This is a genomic window from Phyllobacterium sp. 1468 (genome assembly GCF_031455525.1).
Taxonomy (GTDB): Bacteria; Pseudomonadota; Alphaproteobacteria; order Rhizobiales; family Rhizobiaceae; genus Phyllobacterium.
In genome coordinates this window covers 1-1,581 of record NZ_JAVDSX010000022.1, presented here as the reverse complement: position 1 = coordinate 1,581, position 1,581 = coordinate 1, and the positions used below count along the sequence as shown (strand labels likewise).

Annotated in this window: 2 protein-coding genes and 1 pseudogene; all 3 read right to left on the bottom strand. The window is 65.3% G+C overall.

The features are described from left to right. The coding region (locus tag J2X72_RS25010) for an NAD(P)(+) transhydrogenase (Re/Si-specific) subunit beta (RefSeq protein WP_310076416.1) at positions 1-818 on the bottom strand (818 nt) is incomplete at its 3' end. 16 nt (positions 819-834) lie between these two features. Further along, positions 835-1,248 (bottom strand): NAD(P) transhydrogenase subunit alpha, encoded by a 414-nt coding sequence (locus J2X72_RS25005; RefSeq protein WP_310076414.1) that lies wholly within the window; start codon positions 1,246-1,248, stop codon positions 835-837. Further along, positions 1,248-1,581, bottom strand: a pseudogene (locus J2X72_RS25000) (NAD(P)(+) transhydrogenase (Re/Si-specific) subunit alpha); the annotation flags it as partial. The gene J2X72_RS25005 and the pseudogene J2X72_RS25000, both read right to left, overlap by 1 nt.

The window sequence follows — 1,581 nt, the reverse complement described above, 5'->3', positions numbered from 1 at the left end:
AGGATGACCGAGATGAACGAGCGGTTCATCCCCTTGCACATGATATAGGAGAGGATCGCGCCGGACGAGCCGACCAGCGCCCCGGTGATGATCAGGGCGAGGTTGCCGAGGGTGAAGCCGAGCGCTGCCGCCGCCCAGCCGGAATAGGAATTGAGCATGGAGACGACCACCGGCATGTCGGCGCCGCCGATCGGCACGATGATCAGGCCGCCGAGGATCAGCGACAGGATGACGATGAGCCAGAACACGAGATGGCTTTCGGTCAGGACCAGCGCCACGACGAGAACGGCGATGGCAACAAGCAGGCCCGCATTGAGGAGGTGGCGGCCCGGCAGCATGATCGGCTTGCCCGACATGCGCCCGTCGAGCTTGAGGAAGGCGATGATCGAGCCGGTGAAGGTGATGGCGCCGATGGCAACGCCGATCGACATCTCGACGAGCGCCTGGCCATGGATCGAGCCGACCTCGCCAATGCCGAAGGAATCCGGCGAATAGACCGCGGCGGCCGCCACCATCACCGCGGCAAAGCCGACGAGCGAATGGAAGGCGGCAACGAGCTGCGGCATCGCCGTCATGGCAATGCGCCTGGCGATATAGGCGCCGGCGCTGCCGCCGATGGCAAGGCCGACGACGATGAGCCCGAGCCCCTTGAGGCTTGGCTCGGCCAGGGCCAGCGTCGTGGCGATGGCGATGCCCATGCCGGTCATGCCGTAGAAATTGCCCTGGCGGCTGGTGGTCGGATGCGACAGGCCGCGCAGCGCCAGGATGAACAGGACGCCGGAGACCAGATACAGAAAAGTTGCGACATTCACGCTCATTGCCATGGTCATCGCCTCACTTTTCTTTTTTCTTGTACATGGCGAGCATGCGGTGGGTGACGAGGAAGCCGCCGAAGATATTGACGCTGACGAGAACGAGCGCAATGAAGCCGAAACCGGTGGCAAACCCGCTGGCCGAGAGGCCGACGGCAAGCAGCGCGCCGACGACGATCACCGAGGAGATGGCGTTGGTGACGGCCATCAGCGGCGTATGCAGCGCCGGCGTCACCGACCAGACGACATAATAGCCGACGAAGATGGCCAGGACAAAGATCGCCAGGCGGAAGACGAAGGGATCGACCGCACCGCCGGTGACCGCATGCGCCGCGGCGCCTGCCGCATCCGGCATGGTTGCGGCGGCCTGACGCACCATTTCGGTCGCCTGGTTCAAGGCATCGAGCGCCTTGTCGAGGGTTGCATCGGCAGCCATCATGCCTCTCCTTCTGTGCGTTTAGCGGCAGTCTTTGCTGCAGGGGATGGGGCTGCAGGGGACGGGGCTGCAGCGGTCTTTGCAGGTGTTGCCCCCTTCCGGGGGGCCTTGGCCGCAGCTCGCTTGGCGACGGGCGCTTTGACCGGCTTGGCCGCAGCTGCCTTGGCCGCCGCTGGCTTGGCCGCCGCTGGCTTGGCAGGAGCAGCCTTCTTGTCGGCGGCGGGCTTTGCCACCGGGACGGCAGGCGCTGACGCTATGGTTGCGGCGCTGGCGAAGTTCGGGTGCACCACCTTGCCGCCATGGGTCAGAACAGTGGCCTTGACCAGTTCATCG